The sequence below is a fragment of the Nocardia fodinahabitans genome (assembly GCF_052983615.1).
The window spans coordinates 72,539-87,406 of sequence record NZ_JBRJJC010000002.1; the positions used below are offsets into that span (position 1 = coordinate 72,539).

Genomic DNA, 14,868 nt, shown 5'->3' on the forward strand with positions numbered 1-14,868 from the left:
CCGTGCTTATGAGCAGCAGCGTAGAACTCAGCCCCGAGTGGACTGTCCGGCTCGACAAGGTCCGTCAGGCCACTGTCGTGTGGCGCGACTGGCTCGAAGGGACGAATGTTGCGGAACCGTCCAGCCCCATGTTTGGCGATGACCGCCTCCACTCGAAGCGGCCGGTGTACCTCTACTCGCGGCAAGGTTTGGTAGCCGGGTCTGAGCATCTACGTCTCATGATCGACGGTATCGACAACGTCGGATACCGGCCGCTCGGCTACTTCACCCTCGCACGTACGTCGCTGCTCGCCGCATCCCGAACGGTGTGGATTCTGAGCCCCACTGAAAGGCGAAAGCGCCAGGAGCGCGCGCTGTGGGCGGCTTTCGAGGATATGCGCAATTTAGTGAAGTTCGTGAGAGACAGCCCGCCCGATCCCACGGACCCGAAGGCGATCGCGGCTCGTGACCACGTCGAGTCCGAGATGGACGAGCTGAAGGAGGTCGCCCTTCAGGAGTTGGGTCTCAACTTCCGTCGCGAGGACAAGCCGACGGAAACCAGTGTCATCGAGGCCGCGGCCGAGCATCTCGACCCCGGCAACGGTGGCACCGCGCGGCGCATCACGCAGCTGTGGTGTACCCAGTCCGGCCACGCGCACGGCCTGAGCTGGCCGACTCTGCTGCGTCGACCGACCAGCACATTCGTCGGAGACGACGGTAGACAGTACAGCAAGGACGAAGCCAACCCGAATGAGATCGTCGAGGCGGCCAGCGCGGCGATGCTCATGGTCAACGAAGCGTTCACGCTGTACGACCAGCGCGCCACGTCGCATCTCTGACCCCGTGAGACTGAAAGGTTGGATGACCGAACTCGAGGTCAAGCGCCGCACCGCGCGAGCCTCTGCGCCCCGGCCACCGGCAGTTGCAACTCCCCCGCCGCAGCCGCCGACCTGCTCGGCGCCCCGGCGGATAGAGCTCGGTCGCTGACCCGAGCCAACACTCAGCCCTCGGCGTGGAGCGGTCACCGGGGATGCCCGGATACGACGGAGCCCGGCACGGTTGGTTGCAGAAGACTGCCGTGCCGGGCCCAGTGTGTATCTACCTCGCGATTTCGCTGAAGATAATCTGTTTGCCTCTCCCCGTCAGGGGTGCGGCACCGGATGGTGTCACGACCGTGGGTCCTGCGGTGACTAGGGCGTAGGCGCGGGCGAGAGCCTCCAGCGCCTCGGCACTTTTGCCCGATTGCTTGGCGGAGATCGCTTGGGCCTCGGCGGCAACGGCCTTCAAGATCTCGTCACGAGCCTCGGCCGCGAAAGCCGGGTTTCCCGAGGGCACCGAGGACGGACGCGGACGTCGGCAATTTACGATCCCAGGCCCGGCGCACCCGGGGAGCCTAGTCACCACCACAGCCCCCGGGGCCGACGAGAAAACTGCTCGCTATCCAGTAGCTCAATGAGCAATCATCGGGGCATGACGGATTCCGCTGCGGGTGTGCTCGATTGGCTTCCAGAGCCGTTGGCAGCTGTCTCGTTTCGTCTTGCCCGAGTGGACCAGGCGGCAGAGACCCTTGGTGCTCTGGCGGCGCACTGGTCCCGGAGCAGGCCAGTCGAGCTTGCCCAGGACGAGGACGACGGGCGGTGGGTGGCCCGTGTGGTCGGCATCCGCCCCGTACCCCCGCTGGCTGCCCTGCTGTTCAGTGAAGCCATTCATCACCTACGCGCTGCGGTAGAAAACACCCTGTTCTTCCTCGTGGAGAACGAACGCGGGACACAGCTCACCGAGCCGCATGCGCGGGCTGTCGAAATGCCTGTCGTCGCAACCAAACAGGACTTCCGCGCCTGGCAGAACAAGATGATGCGGAAAGTCCCAGAGCTGGGCGTTGCGACCAAGCTGGGCCGCCGCGTCGAGTCCTTGCAGCCCTACACCGACACGATCTCAAAAGTTCCATCCATGCCGACGAGGATGGCCGCCCTGTCAGGTGTGCGGGTCGAGTATGAGCATCCGCTGCGGCTGCTACAGCGCTACTCGAACCTCGACAAACACCGCAGCCTGCGCTTCTGCGCTGCCGCAACGATCGTAACGACGACGGACGTGGCCATGAAAGACACCGACCTGACCTTCAGGTCATTGGAGGTCGGTACCGAGCTCGCAGCCACTACACCGGGCAAGATGATTGGCCTGGAGCTGAATTCGGCGTTGATGATCGAACGCCCGGACAGTGCGGTGCGCGTAGGACCTGTAGCGGAGCTGACGCACCTGCACCGGCACGTGGCCGACGTCGTGATACCGACGCTGGTGCGGGGGCTGTCCGCGCCCCGCTCGTTCCCTCCGCAGATCGAGCTCGGAGACACCGGCGATTCAGCGGCCGACAGGCTCAGCCGAGCAGAGGGAAAGTTCGCCCACGAACGGTGGGACGAGGACACCCCGTTGCGAATGTTCGAGGCGTGGCAGAACGAGCCAAAGGTATTACCTCCCCCAAGGTGACAGCGGCGGCCAGCCTTTGGGTCCAAATTCAGTTCCACTACGGCATGGTTGTGGTGATATTCGAACATGGATTCGATCGAGCAGTGCGTGGCACTGGACAGCCTCGATGCAAACGTCCTCCGAAAGTGGGGTTCAGCTTGGCTTGACCTCACTCACGCCGACTCGGTTCTGCTAGCTCGCCGCAATACCCCATCGACTGCTCCGAATCTCTTCCTGCGCCGGGCCCTGTGGGAGTCGGCAGTAGTCAGCTACGGACGGGTCGGGCAAAGCCAACAGCGACGAAAGATCGACCTCAGCGCCCTGTTTGCGGCATCAGGAGATTCAGCCGCTTCTGACTTCCACGACACCATCATGCAGTGGCGGCATGGACACGTCGCGCATCGCGCCGACGCCGCGTTCGAATCGGTTGACGCATTGCTCTCTATCGATGCCGCGTCCGAGCCCAGCGCCCTCCGGCTGGTGATACAGCCGGAGATTGGCCCGCAGGATGACGCGGAGCTTGCCGAGAAGTTCCGTGCCCACATCTACCTCATGCGCAATACGATCTGGAAGTCGTTCATGGAGCCGCTCGCCATCAAGCTGGCCGAACGGGCACGGAACCGACGAACTGAACTCGGGAAGTCAATGCCCTATCCCAGTACTTCACCCGACGGATTCATCGCGACTCTCACACTCTGTGACTGGGCCCCGTCGGTGGGTCCACCGGCTATGCGAGTTGTAGCTGCTGCTGAAACTCGGTCGGTGACCACTGCTCACGGAACGCTTCCGGGCTGAGAAAGCCCAACGACCCGTGGGGTCGGTAACTGTTGTACTCGATCCGCCAGTCCTCGGCAAGAACACGGACCTCGGTCAACGAATGAAACACCTCGCACGACAAGAACTCGTCGCGGAAACGCCCGTTGAACGACTCGCAGATCCCGTTCTGCCACGGCGATCCCGGATCGATGAACGACGCGTCGACACCGGTGAACCGGCACCAATCCCGCATCGCGTGCGCGGTCATCTCCGTGCCGTTGTCCATCCGGATATGGACTGGCCGCCGGCCTGTGTCCGCGATGATCTCATCGAGCACCCCGACCAACTGATCCGACGTGCACGACCGAAATGCTCTGGTAGCCAACGCTTCCCGCGTGAACTCATCGACGATGTTGAGGAACCGGACCTGGCGCCCGTCGACGGTGACATCAACCTGGAAATCCAACGCCCACATCTGATCAGGTGCGGTTGCCCGCAACCGTTGATTGCGGCCTGCCCCGATCCGCCGTTTCTTCCGGACCCGGAATGGTCGTTTCAGACCTTCCTCGCGCCAAAGCCGTTGGGTCCGTTTGTGGTTGGTGACCATGCCCTCGCCGCGGCAAAGTGCGTGGGCTTTGCGCCATCCCCACCGCGGGTGCTTGGCCGAGATCTCGCGTAACCGCGCCCGTAAAGCCCGGTCGAGCTCAGTGATCGTGGGTGGTCGGCGTTGCACTGATCGGGGTTGCCCCACGACCGCGCACGCGCGTCGCTGTGACACCCGAAACCGTTGTTGCAGAAACACGACGGCTCTGCGGCGTCGGTCCGGGCTCAGAAGTTTCCCCGGTTCACTTCCTTGAGCATGTCGATATCGAGGGCTTGCTCGGCGACCATCTTCTTCAGCCGCGCGTTCTCGCGTTCGAGCTCTTTGAGCCGTTTCGCGTCGTCGGACTTCATGCCGCCGTATTGGGCTTGCCAGCGGTGCCAGGAGGCGTCGGAGATCTCGAGGTGTTTACAGACCTCTTCGATCGAGAAGCCCTGCCCGATCAGCTTCTCGCCTTCGCGGAGCTTCCGGATGACCTGCTCGGGGGTGTGTCGTCGTGCCATGGTGTGTTCTCGTCCTCCTGCACCCATTCTGGTGCATCAGAACTCTCACAACCACTGGACCTGCTCAAAGGGATCCAGTCATCTGGGCCAAACCACAACTCGCGGAAACCATCGCTCCGCCGAGGGCGCGGCCAACGCCTACTACGAGTTGACCAGTGCAGATTCCCAGGTCGCCTGTGTCCCGTCGTCGGAGGTGCCTGTCGCCTGCCAGTCCGAGAAGGGAACGGCAGGCGACCGAACGAACCAAGCGCTTCACTCAAATCGAGTAGTCAGCAACGATGACCAGGCGTTTTCCGGTTGCCCATGTTTTGTGTGTCCTGCCGAGGAGTCGAACCTGCGACTACCACGGAATGGGGTCGCTCGCGCGGGGCGAACCTCTGACTGGACGCGCGCCAGCTCGACATCTTCCGGCTCTCCCGCCAGCTCGACACCCCCGATCGAGTCGAATCCCCGGCGAGAGTGGGCCCGAGGTCGTGGACGGGCCGGCCTCACCGACGAGGGTGACGAGATGATGGCTCTGCGATTCGGTTCTCACCCGGGGGCGAATACCCTGTGGAACCGAAACGGGATGGGATGCGTCCAACGGAGTAAGAGGCAGTTCAGCGGAACTGGTTAGAGCACAGGGGGACCTTTGACATCGGGTGAGCTGAACGTCGATGTGGGCGAGCTTCGCAGCGCGGCTGCGTTCGTGGCTGGTCAGGCCGCAACGCTCGCCCCCGACTCCCGGCTCTGGCGATGCCCAGCCGCTGGACAGAATCTGCAGGCATACCTCATCGAGCAGCGCAGAATCGGACTCCAACCTGCGGAGCTGGTCCCGCACCGCGCGCGGGTCGGCGGCTTCGGAAGTGATCGCCGCGAGCATCTCCTCTGCAGTCAGGTCATCCGTTTTCTCGGCTACGAAGTAAAGCATGGCCTGTGCGAGGCCTTCCGAATCGATGTCGGCGGCATTGAGCTACGCTGGACCAGGGATCGTCTACGCTGGCAGCCGCAGTGGCCGCGGCAGATTCGGTTGTACTCACAAACTCTGAAGGCCGCTCCGGCGGGGCGAAACGTGGTGAGGTACCTCAACTTACGGCCGTAGTACTAAGGGATGTCCCGTAAGTCTGGATCGGTGATAGCGGCTTGTCCGTCGATTCGGGATCAGTGAGCATGGGCGAGGTTGGCCAGCCTCGCCACCCCTGTCATCGCGATACCCACCCCGTCGCCACGAAGACGGCAGTCGCGCAAGATCTTCCAGGTCTTCATCCGGGCGAAGGCGTGTTCGACGCGAGCACGGACCTTGCGGTGGGACTTGTTGTGCGCCTGTTTCCATTCCGGCAGCTCGACACCAGGTGACCGGCGGTGCGGAATAATCAAACCGGTGCCCTGGTAGCCGCCATCCGCGATCACCACCGCATTACGGCAGGCATCGGCCGCACCGGACTCGGCCCATGCCCGGCAATCGTTACGGTTGCCCGGCAATGGTTTTCCGAGCGCGACGACGAGTTCGGTGTCAGCGTCGATCACGACCTGGTGGTTTGTCGAGTACCGGTAGTTCTTACTCGGCACTGCGACCTTGTGATCTCGGGTCGGGACCAGGGTGCCGTCCACGATCAACACCGCACCCCGCGGAAACCGGGCGCGGGGCCGCAGCGCCAACGCCGGCCCCAGATCCTCGATCACCCGGGCCGCGGCCGACTTCGACACCCCGAACACCGCCGCGAGCTGCCGCATCGTCAGATTCGTGCGCCAGTAGGTGGCCACCAGCAGCACCCGATCTTCGAAACACAACGCCCAGGGCCGACCTCGCAGCGGCCGGTCGACGCCCTCGCGCCGCAACCCGGTGATCAGGCGAGCGAACGTGCGAGGCCGCAGCCCGGAGAACAACTCCACCATCACTGGATCGGACGCCGAGATCACCACCGTCGACACGATACCTGTTGCCGTTCAACGACTTACGGGACACCCCTTAGCGACAGGTGAAAAGCATACGGTCAGCGGCTTTCCTGGACGAGGCGCCCTATGGCGCCGAGTGATCGGAGGATTTTCCGGCTGGGTATAGGCTGGTTATTGTCCATTGCAGTTGAATATTCCCCAGATCGCCGATGACACACCGGCATCGCGTGAAAGTTCGATTGCCGATTTGAGCGCGTAAGTGGGACTTTCTCCCTGAGCTAGGCCACGATGGATTGCACACATCAATTCCACGGTCTCGGTGCTGTCCAGTACGGGGCAAATCGGAGCGATGACGTTGCGTGATCCGGAGGACAACAGCACGGTCGGAAATCCGAATATCTCCGAGGGCGCTCCCTGAACTACGCCACCGACCGAGCAAGCTGACAAGACGACTGTGCCACCTGGTGCGATAGGTTCGCATCCGGTGAGGTAATCGTTGAGGGACAGTCCTTGACCAAGCACCAAATGAGCATTCGGCGTCGGGAAATCCGTTACTAGACCATGGCAGGCCAGGTGCGCAATCGAACAACGGCTCAAAGTGGTGACCAGCTCCTTCGCAGATGCGGGAGGGAGACTTTCCTGCACTGCGTCGTCGTTCTCGAGTAAACGCGCCCTTGGAAAATCGACCGGATATGTTTCGTCGACTGGAGCGGATGCAGCAGACCTCACGTTGCGTACAGTGACCTGATGTATCTCTGCAATCCGGTCGGCTTCGATCAGGGTGTACTTCAGATGGTCTTTACCTTCGGAAGGATCGACGGCGACCGTCGCGGACGCGATCTGCTGAATAGGGTATCCATCCGCAGCATGTAGAGACATCGCGCTCGGAGCGATCGTGAAGTCGAGCAGCGCGCAGGCCAGCTTCCCCTTCACACTGGCCGCAGTAAACGGCAATGCCGCGACCGCGCCAACTGGCACGAAGCACGCACGATCCATTTGCGGCCAGGCCTCAAGGACAGGCGCAATTATTTGTGATCCCACTCCGTCTAATACATCGTCAATGACCCGCTGCAGGTCCCTCTTTCGGACTTCTAGCCGCCGGTATCGAGCGTAGATTTCCGTTAGCCCCTCGGCCCACCTCAACACCTGCTGTATCGATAGTTCAGGCAGGTCGACGCTCTCGGGCTTGCTGCTTGACGCTAGCTGCGATGGATATCTAATGGCTGCGGAACCACGGTGTGTCGATACGATATAGAGAAGGTCTCGTCCGCTGGCGACTGCGGCCGCGCAGCTCGTGCAATGCCATGCATGTGCGGCGAAGAGTTGATGATGCTTAGGCAGGTCAAATGTGCTATTTATCCGTGACGCTAGAAAATCCTGAAACAATTGACGCGACTGGTCCAATGGTCCGATGTCCAAAGGGAAATCCTCGACGGCGGTGGAGCCGACGATCTCGAATTGCTCAGTAGCGACTTGCTCGGCGATGTTCTGGTCATGACCTTCAGGCCCGTGTGGGCCGAGCGCGTGCACGCTTGTCGCAATTTGGGTGGCGTGAAATGTGGCGCCGGTCGAGTATTCTAGAATAAGTCCTGCATGAGTCGGGAACCCCCGTTTGTGTGCAGCAAAGGCGGCTATATCTTGTACTGATCGTTGCGCCTGCATCAACGCGTAGATCAGCTGGGTATATTCCTCGACTTCGTCGATGGTCATGTTGTCGCGGTTTGGCGGGTCGACGCTGACCGCCTGGGAATAGAACCCGGACTGGACCAGTCCGAATCGACCGATCTCGGACCATGGCGGTGTCGGCAGATCCGCAAGGAGTAATATGTACCAGCGCATGAAATCGACCAAGGTATTCGTAACCGCTCGACTTCCGGCATGCGGCATCAATTCCGCGATCTCCTCGCGCAGCTCCATACAGAACTGCGTAACCGTCGCAGCATCCCGGGTTTTGCGTGCTGCGGCAGCAAGCGGTCCCAACCGTTCGGTGCGCCGCTGCATGTCGCCGAGATTGAACAGCTTCGGGTTTTCAGTCTTGCGGCGGCGGAATCTCACCGCGGCGCTCCTCGAGTATGGCTTCGATCCGTGCGGCGACCTCTGCATCGTCTGAAAGCTCAGCCAGCAGCTCACTCAACGGGATCTGGCCCCCCTGGTCGTCAACGACCGTCAGATCGCCGTTCTGCGCTGGTTCTGCCGCCGCGTGTCGTTTCGCGAACCACTCCCGCAGAACTGCCACAGCGTTTATCACATGAGCTGACGCAACCACCACTGACCTGGTGTCGGCTATCGCATCGGCGAGGACTTCTCTGTGCTCGATAGTCCAGAAGACCAGGTCTACTACCTCGCCCCCGCGGAGGTTGCCGTCGTAAGTATCGAACCCGTCCTCGGTCAATGCGTCAGCGAGGTCGGGCGGTGCGGCAAGGACGATTACGGTCAATTGACTTCTCCTGCTTGATATTTAGCACGATGAACCGTTTCGTAAAGTAGCTCCGCAAGACTACAGACAGTTGAGGTGTCGACGCCCGATTCGAGGCAGGATGGCCGAAACCCGCTATCGGCCGGTGCAGGGCCTACAGGAGATCTGCGTCGCAGACCCATGGACAGCGACCAACCGCCACTCCGATGGTCAACGACGACGATCACCACAGTCGACGAGTCCGGCGCAGGACCCAGCCGGGTCGGTCACCACCTGGCGTCAAAATGTGCGCGGCCAAGCTGAGGCGATGGATGCCGACGGTCGGATCATCTACGAGGTAGCGCAGCCAAACAACTTCGGTCGTAGTCACGACTCCGACCAGCTGGGCCAGCCTCAGTTGTCACAATTCAAGGCCCGCAATGAGGGAGCGATCTGTTGGTTGGCTGGGCGGTGGGTGTTGCTCGGCTGACTCGTTGTCGGGTTCTGTTGCCGTGGCCGGGAGCGCGAGGTGGACTGCGTTCTCGATCCTGTGCCCGGTGGTCGAGGGATCATCCGCTGTGATGGGGTCGATGAGTTGCTGGCGAGCGCGGGTGAGAAGTTCTTGTGTCGTCGGTGGCACCACCAGGCCCGGTTCGACAGCTGTCGGCGGGGTGGTGGTGCGGCGCAGGCTGGCTAGCGACGAACGAACACTCGCCGCGACCGCCGGGGTGGCGACGTCACGCCAGAGCGCGGTCAGATCATCGACGGCGAGCGGTCTGTGGGCGGCGAGACGGTCAGCGAGGTGGGCATCGGTCACGGTCACAGCGCGGACGCGTTGGGCGGGGCTCATTCCGATCGCGGCGGCGGTGTGAATGATGCGCGTGCGGATCGCATCCATATTCCGTCGAAGCTGGTGCGCCACCGCAGGTTCTGGTTCTGATTCGATCCCGGCTCGTTGCAGATGTTGGTGGCGCAGGACCGAGACCGTGGCCATGTCGACGAGCCGGTTCGTGTCGGCGACGACTCGGCCGAACCCACGACGGATCACGTTATTTTTGGGTGGATCGCGCAACACCGTCGTCGGTCGCCACACCCTGTTCGCGGTGCCGTATTCGCGAGCTTGGTTGATCCACACCGCGGGCACTCCCCTGCTGGCGGCGGTGATCTCGGCGATGCTGCGGTCAAGGTCGAGGCGAACGAGTTCGGGGGCATGCTGCCGGCGTCCACGGACGACACCGGCGCGGCGAGCCAGGTCATGGATCAGCGTGAGCGACTCTGCCTGTGGGGCGGGCAGATCGGAGACCAGACGCGGGACAGCCGAGGGGCTGCTCATGGATCGATCCCGGGATAGTTGATTTGGGGGTCGCTGAACACCGGTGCGGTGATGTCGGCGTCATAGTCGGTGTGGGCCGCCTGGGATCGCGTGGCGTCGACAGCGGCACCGATGTGTGCGCCTGGCGCGTCGGAGAACAGGCCACCCACACCGACATCGCGTTCGCTGAGGGCGTGGAGTATGGCGATCGGCTCGGGTGGGGCGATCGTCGGGTTCGGTGTGATCCCTGCTCCGGTCAAGGCGATGGATTGTGCGGTGTAGCTGGTCATGTCGGTGTTCGCGATCGCGTGCCAGTGTTGGGTGAGGTGGGCTTGGGTCTGCCCGGCCGCCGATGCCGAGGCTTGCTTCATCCATTGCTGGTGGGGCCAGTGCTGTCGGGCTTGGTCGGTGTCGATACCGAGCAGGACACCGATCTGAGCGGATCGGCGCCAGAGCGTGGTGAGGGTCTGGTCCACGGTCGCGGTGGTGTCGTCGTGTCGCCCGGTGCCGTGGGTGTAGGCGGCGTGAATGCCGGTGAACCGGGCTAGTCGCTAGATATCGGCGCGGAGGTTGTCGATCAACCCGTCGCGGTCGATCGGGGCGGCGCGGCGTAGGAACAGGTTGGTGTTCCAGCGGATTGCTTTGGTGCCGCGTTCGCGGGCCTGATCGACCCACTCGGCCGGGACCCCGCCCGCGAGGGCCGCTGCGGCGAGTTCGGTGTGCAGCGTCGCCCGCGTGTGGATATTCTGCGTCCGGTCTCGGGTCGGCTCAATACCGCTGGCGCGCTGGGTGGTCAGCAGCTTCTGTGAGTCAGCGGCTTGATTCTGTAGTGCCTTGAGGACCCGTTTCTGGACTGTGGTCGCGTTCGCCATACTCATTGCGGATCACCGCCCTCGGCCAAGGCCCGGAAGTCCGGAGCGAAGCCGAGGGCTTCGATCGGGGTGGCCGATCCGGGGGCGCCGAACCAGTTCGCCGGTACCCGGTCGCTCGTGAGCCCAGGGCTATCGATGTGCTGGTCAGGTGTGCACCTGTGCAGGGGGCCGTTGGCGGCGTCGAGGATGTAGCGCAACTGCGGGTCGATGTGGCGGACGAACAAGGCTGACATCGCCATCTTGTCGTCGGCGTTGACCGCGGCCTCGAAGCAGGCGTGCAGCCCTGCGAAGCGGATGGCGACGCTTTGGTGTCGCCACCACTGCCGACACCACGTGTACTGGCCCTCACGGTTGTTTGCGGCGATCTTTACTGCCGTCACTGGCAGCAGCCATTGTTCGGCGAATTCGCTGTAGTGGTCGAACTTCTTCGGTGGTTTACCGTCGTCGACAACGGCAGGCTTGGTGCCGAACCAACCAGGTGGGACGGGGTCGAACGGCAACGACGGGGTGGTCTGGTGATGGGTGCGAGTGCACCGGTGCAGGGGGCCGTTCGCCGCGTCGAGGATGAGGTTGACGTGCGGGTCGAAGTGGCTCAGTAGGAAGGTGCTCAGGCTCGATCCGGCTTTGGAGCGGCGCATCGCTTCGAACGCGGTGTGCAGATGGGCGACCCGCACCGCGACCGGGCGATGAGACCACCAGCGCGTGCACCAGGTGAAGGTGTTCTCCCGGTTCGCTTGCGCCAACCGGACGCTGATCGTGGGCAACATCCACGCCTGCGCGAAATCGGTGAAATGACCGAACTGCGGCGGCATCGGTGTCTGCGCAGTGGCAGTCGATGCAGCGTTCGGGCTCGTCACGACTGGTCCCCCGCTGCCGAAGGGCTCGACTTGACCAGTGAGACCCGCCCACCTTCGAACCGTTGCATCGACTTGCGCACCAGCGGCGCGTACTCGCTGTCGAACCAGGGAATTTTGCGGACCACGACCGGGCCGTGGCCGGGAAGTCGGACCAGGGCCCGGTCTTTCGGCAGGGCGGCGAGCATCGCGACATCGAGAATGGGTTCTGCGCGCCAGGACAGGCTGCGTTGGACCCCGCCGGGTGTGTAGGTGCGGGAGCGGTCGGAGACGTCGTGTTGCCCGGCCATCGCTGACCAATGCTCCAAATAGTCGCGCGAGGCGATGGAGCCGCCGTAGACCTCGATCGACTGGGCCATCATGGTCTTCAAACCATTGGCACCCCACAGGTTTTCGCCTTGTTCGAGGACCTGGAGGATCGTCATCAGGATGATCCCGCAGCCCGCCGAATAGGTGTAGTAGGAGGGCAGTTCGCTGACTCGGGCGCAGTTGGCGGCTTCGTCGAGCACACACAACAACGGTGTCGCCAGTCGCCCGTCCGGGCGGGCCCGGGCCGCAGTGAGAGCGGCTTCGAGGACTTGGCCGACCAGCGCGGCGGTCAAAGGAGTGGCACCATCAGGCCCGGTCATCGACAGCGGATACAGGGTGTCGTTGGAGGTGACGAACGAGACGGGATCGAACTCCGGCAACAGGTGGGTACGCGCCTGCTCGGTGGACTCGATCAGGACACCGTTGCGAATCGAGGACACTTTCCCGCCCCGACTCGATGCCGTGGTCGTGGGCTTGGCGGTGGTTTCGCTGACCTGGAACAGTTTCCGAACCGGGGGCGTGACCATCTGGGCGTACCCGGAATCGGAGAGCACGTTAAGAAACCTTCGCGCCATGTCGTAGAGGCCGTCACGTTGTCTGGCGTAGAGGCCTTGGCATTCGACGATCCTGGCCGCGGGTCGGTCGTGGCCGTAGTGGCGCAAAATCAATGCCGGGGTCGGATCTTGGTCGCGGCCGAGCCATTCCGCGACATGGTGCAGGTCTCCGCCCGCGCACGCGGCGGCGAAGACACACAGCGCGAACAGCTCTTGGGCGCCGCCGTCGAAGTAGGCATCGGTCTTGGCATTGGCGATCTCATTAGCCGAACCGGCCGACCCGGACACGAAGAACCCCGCCAGCTTTCGCGCCGCGGGTAACCCGGTGACTTGGTTGAACAGATTCACCCAGAACCCGCACACCACCTGCCCGGTCACCGCTTGCAGGTCACATACCCACACCCGGCCGACTTGCTCGCGCCCGTACACGGTGTGCCGGTATAGGTCCGGTTTGTTCGAGGTGGCCAGGCACGGCCCCCATGCTGAGAGCACTGCCGGGATCGCCCACGCGACGGTCTTGCCAGTGCGCTGACCGGCCGTCACTGTGACACCGAGTTCGGCGGGTACGTGCAGGGCGATGTCGCCGATGACCGTGCGCCCCAACAGCGGTCCCGGATTCGCTCGCACTTCGGGTGGCGCGTCGGCGAGCAATCGTTGGTTGTCGGCGAGGTTGTCGGCGACGCGAGCGATGCGGATCTTGCCTGGCCGTTGCATCGTTCGCGCGGCCACATCGACCTCGCGGCCGGTGGTGAACATCTGCACCCCGCGCACCGCCAGCGCGCCGATCGCGCACAGCAGCACCACGGCGATCGGCGTCGACTGCCAGGGCCATCGTTTGTCTGCGGCGAGGACCGACAGCAAGGCGATGAACGGGTTCCATGACATCGGCTGCCCGGCCGACCAGCTGCCGAGTTTCAACGCCGCCCACAGCACGAACACGACAGCGAGCAGTGCCAACAGAATGAGGAGCATGCCGGCTTCCTCACCCATCCCGGATTTGGTGCGACGGCGGGTTTCACGGGGAGAGAACATGATTTACCTGGACCTTTCAGAATTGGGGGTCGACGATGTGTTCGCGCGGGGGCGCGTCGATGACGCCGGTGAGTTCGGGGGTCGTCCACTCGGCGGCGAAGTCGGCATGGGGCAGGGCAGCCTCGACCGCGCCGGAGATCACCGCCCCACCTGGCTCCAGTGCGGCGGAGGTGGCCGTCGAGCTCAGGTGGTGGGAGGTCTCTGCACCTGCGGCCAGCGCGAGCGCCGGAGGCTGGTCGGGTGCAATGCCGAGCTGGGCACGCAATCCATCGATTTCGGCCAGCGCGCTGTCGCGTTCGGACAGAACGTGGTCGAGCTGTGCCAGCCGAGGCGCCCCGGGCTGTTGTGACCAGAACTGCCCCGACAGCCCTGCTCGGTAGGCGCTGGTGATCTCGTCCGGGTCAGCGCCTGCGGATAGAGCAGCGCGGTTGGCCTCGCGCGCACCATCCATCAGCCGCTCCATCTGCCCGATCAGGACCTGCCCGCCCTGGGGTGTTCCGTCGAATTCGACGGCCAGCCGGATGTGTTGAGCGGTCAGGTCTTGGAGTCGGCGCACGGCAGCGATCTGTGCCGGGAGCTGGTCGAGGGTCGCGGCGAAGTTGTCCGTGAGGGGTGCGTTGCGTTGCTCGGCGGGCAGCAGCGCGGTGATCTCTTCCTCGCCGGTATCGAGATCACCGAGAGTTTCCTCGGCGGACAGCAGCTCGTCAGCGCTGTTGATGATCGCCTCGATCTCGGCCAGGCTCAGTTCTTCGCCGGATCGTCCACCTAGCGCGCGATCAACTGCGCTACCCGAGCGCGCCCCGTCGGCGCCGAGGTCGGGGACCATACTCAAGTGGCGGGGCCGCCACCGGGCACCGTCTTGGGCAGAGTGGTCGTTGACCGGCTCGAGGTGCCCGGTCAGTTCCGCGGCTTGTCGTTGGGTGCGGACGGTGTTCGGGTCGATACCCGAGCCGCCCTCGATGAACGATTGCTGGAGTCGACCGAACTCGACGCGGGCGGATTCAGGGTTGGCAGTCCAGGCCCGCACGGCGGTGTCCAGTTGTTGCCACAGCTGCTGATGCTCTGGCGTGCCGCCCTGTTGCCATTGGCGGGCGATGGCGTGCGCGCGAGCATTGAGTTCGACGACCTGGGCCGGGGTTTCTCCGTAGGCGGCGATCTCGCGTGTTTGGTGGTAGGTGGCGAAGTCGGCGCGTAGTTCGGCTTCGACGTGGTCTGCGGCTTCGCGGTAGTAGTCGGGGTTGGTAAAGCTCGTTCCTCGGGTTTCCCAGCTCATCGCATGCTCCCGGAGAAGCGATCGCGGTACGGCGGTGCGGGGTTCGAGGCAGAAGGTGGGTTTTCACGGGTATGGATGGGCATCGTGCTT

The 14,868-nt window shown here is 63.5% G+C and carries 13 protein-coding genes; 3 read left to right on the plus strand and 10 right to left on the minus strand.

Translation table 11 applies throughout. From position 1 onward, the window contains the following. Nucleotides 1-8: 8 nt before the first annotated feature. The 3 genes from NV348_RS36315 (at nucleotide 9) to NV348_RS36325 (ending at nucleotide 3,237) form a co-directional block, all read left to right on the plus strand. Nucleotides 9-818: a hypothetical protein gene (locus NV348_RS36315; RefSeq protein WP_447151296.1), complete on the plus strand. Its 810-nt coding sequence runs from the start codon at nucleotides 9-11 to the stop codon at nucleotides 816-818. A 631-nt stretch (nucleotides 819-1,449) separates the two neighbouring features. Then, entirely contained in the window at nucleotides 1,450-2,463 is a 1,014-nt protein-coding gene (locus NV348_RS36320; RefSeq protein WP_447151297.1) for a hypothetical protein, read from the plus strand. A gap of 66 nt (nucleotides 2,464-2,529) precedes the next feature. Continuing rightward, complete coding sequence (locus NV348_RS36325) at nucleotides 2,530-3,237, plus strand: hypothetical protein (protein ID WP_447151298.1); 708 nt, start codon at nucleotides 2,530-2,532, stop codon at nucleotides 3,235-3,237. On the opposite strand, the gene NV348_RS36330 is transcribed toward NV348_RS36325, so the two are convergent. The 10 genes from NV348_RS36330 to NV348_RS36375 all read right to left on the minus strand — a co-directional run bounded on the left by NV348_RS36330 (nucleotide 3,170) and on the right by NV348_RS36375 (nucleotide 14,778). Next, nucleotides 3,170-4,302 (minus strand): IS3 family transposase gene (locus NV348_RS36330; protein WP_447145096.1). Its coding sequence is split into 2 segments (ribosomal slippage): nucleotides 3,170-4,041 and nucleotides 4,041-4,302, totalling 1,134 coding nucleotides; the frame shifts between segments, so codons are not numbered across the junction. The genes NV348_RS36325 and NV348_RS36330 overlap by 68 nt on opposite strands. A 1,140-nt stretch (nucleotides 4,303-5,442) precedes the next feature. Next, nucleotides 5,443-6,177, minus strand: coding sequence for a transposase (locus NV348_RS36335; protein WP_357214212.1), 735 nt, complete (start codon nucleotides 6,175-6,177; stop codon nucleotides 5,443-5,445). Nucleotides 6,178-6,348: 171 nt separating this feature from the next. Continuing rightward, a complete protein-coding gene (locus tag NV348_RS36340) occupies nucleotides 6,349-8,232 on the minus strand; it encodes a CHAT domain-containing protein (protein WP_447151299.1) in 1,884 nt (627 codons plus the stop codon). Then, nucleotides 8,207-8,614 (minus strand): hypothetical protein, encoded by a 408-nt coding sequence (locus NV348_RS36345; RefSeq protein WP_447151300.1) that lies wholly within the window; start codon nucleotides 8,612-8,614, stop codon nucleotides 8,207-8,209. Before NV348_RS36345 ends, NV348_RS36340 begins: the two co-directional genes overlap by 26 nt. Before the next feature lie 379 nt (nucleotides 8,615-8,993). After that, nucleotides 8,994-9,905: a hypothetical protein gene (locus tag NV348_RS36350; RefSeq protein WP_447151301.1), complete on the minus strand. Its 912-nt coding sequence runs from the start codon at nucleotides 9,903-9,905 to the stop codon at nucleotides 8,994-8,996. Beyond that, nucleotides 9,902-10,360 (minus strand): hypothetical protein, encoded by a 459-nt coding sequence (locus NV348_RS36355; RefSeq protein WP_447151302.1) that lies wholly within the window; start codon nucleotides 10,358-10,360, stop codon nucleotides 9,902-9,904. The genes NV348_RS36350 and NV348_RS36355 overlap by 4 nt, the downstream gene beginning before the upstream one ends. Before the next feature lie 75 nt (nucleotides 10,361-10,435). Beyond that, a complete protein-coding gene (locus NV348_RS36360) occupies nucleotides 10,436-10,756 on the minus strand; it encodes a hypothetical protein (protein WP_447151303.1) in 321 nt (106 codons plus the stop codon). Nucleotides 10,757-10,758: 2 nt separating this feature from the next. Then, nucleotides 10,759-11,568, minus strand: a complete 810-nt coding sequence (locus tag NV348_RS36365; RefSeq protein ID WP_447151304.1) for a DUF4913 domain-containing protein — start codon at nucleotides 11,566-11,568, stop codon at nucleotides 10,759-10,761. 41 nt (nucleotides 11,569-11,609) lie between these two features. Further along, nucleotides 11,610-13,445, minus strand: coding sequence for a type IV secretory system conjugative DNA transfer family protein (locus tag NV348_RS36370; RefSeq protein WP_447151305.1), 1,836 nt, complete (start codon nucleotides 13,443-13,445; stop codon nucleotides 11,610-11,612). A gap of 76 nt (nucleotides 13,446-13,521) precedes the next feature. Further along, nucleotides 13,522-14,778, minus strand: coding sequence for a hypothetical protein (locus NV348_RS36375; protein ID WP_447151306.1), 1,257 nt, complete (start codon nucleotides 14,776-14,778; stop codon nucleotides 13,522-13,524). Nucleotides 14,779-14,868 lie beyond the last annotated feature (90 nt).

Coding starts and splice junctions, on each gene's coding strand:
- NV348_RS36315 (WP_447151296.1), top strand. CDS start 9: ATGAGCAGCAGCGTAGAACTCAGCCCCGAGTGGACTGTCCGGCTCGAC.
- NV348_RS36320 (WP_447151297.1), top strand. CDS start 1,450: ATGACGGATTCCGCTGCGGGTGTGCTCGATTGGCTTCCAGAGCCGTTG.
- NV348_RS36325 (WP_447151298.1), top strand. CDS start 2,530: ATGGATTCGATCGAGCAGTGCGTGGCACTGGACAGCCTCGATGCAAAC.
- NV348_RS36335 (WP_357214212.1), bottom strand. CDS start 6,177: ATGGTGGAGTTGTTCTCCGGGCTGCGGCCTCGCACGTTCGCTCGCCTG.
- NV348_RS36350 (WP_447151301.1), bottom strand. CDS start 9,905: ATGAGCAGCCCCTCGGCTGTCCCGCGTCTGGTCTCCGATCTGCCCGCC.
- NV348_RS36360 (WP_447151303.1), bottom strand. CDS start 10,756: ATGGCGAACGCGACCACAGTCCAGAAACGGGTCCTCAAGGCACTACAG.
- NV348_RS36365 (WP_447151304.1), bottom strand. CDS start 11,568: ATGCCGCCGCAGTTCGGTCATTTCACCGATTTCGCGCAGGCGTGGATG.
- NV348_RS36370 (WP_447151305.1), bottom strand. CDS start 13,445: ATGCTCCTCATTCTGTTGGCACTGCTCGCTGTCGTGTTCGTGCTGTGG.
- NV348_RS36375 (WP_447151306.1), bottom strand. CDS start 14,778: ATGAGCTGGGAAACCCGAGGAACGAGCTTTACCAACCCCGACTACTAC.